At 40.8% G+C, this 520-nt stretch carries 1 protein-coding gene; it reads left to right on the forward strand.

Annotation, left to right across the window (positions count from 1 at the left end):
- Nucleotides 1-66: 66 nt before the first annotated feature.
- Nucleotides 67-520, forward strand: a 454-nt coding sequence (locus IE124_RS36455; protein WP_229833212.1) for a hypothetical protein, incomplete at its 3' end; no start/stop codon positions are given.

A 520-nucleotide genomic window follows, 5' to 3' on the forward strand; every position in this document is an offset into this window, starting at 1 on the left:
CCAAACTTCTCCGCCTTGAAGAATGTTATTAGGTGCTCCATAATTCATGAATACATTTCTAAGTTTGTGGAAAGAGAACAGGATAAAGGTCATATAGGAGATCAGGAGCTACCGCCTGAAGAGGACCCTTCTCGTGAACTAAACCATGTACAACATGAAGTCAATAGTTTAACGGAACAAGATGCGGAGGCGGATGAAGGATTGTGGGGTGAAATAGATTCATTATGTGAAAAATGGCAGTCTGAAGCGGAAGATCAAACTGAGGCGGAGATAATAGCCGACAGGATAATTGGAAATAGCCAGAGGATGGCGAACCTCAAAATTCGTCGTACAAAGTTCAAAAGTGTCTTGTATCATATACTAAAGGAACTAATTCAATCTCAGGGAACCGTAAAGGTTTATCGCGGTAGTAGTTTTTCACACGATTCGATAAAGATAAGCTTACATTATGAAGAGCAGCATATTACAGCCGTATGGGTCTACTTGACAGTAAAATTTGAAGAGCAGTGGAAGCCTGTTG

Origin of the sequence: Streptomyces narbonensis (genome assembly GCF_014649015.1) — a bacterium.
Classification (GTDB): domain Bacteria; phylum Actinomycetota; class Actinomycetes; order Streptomycetales; family Streptomycetaceae; genus Streptomyces; species Streptomyces narbonensis.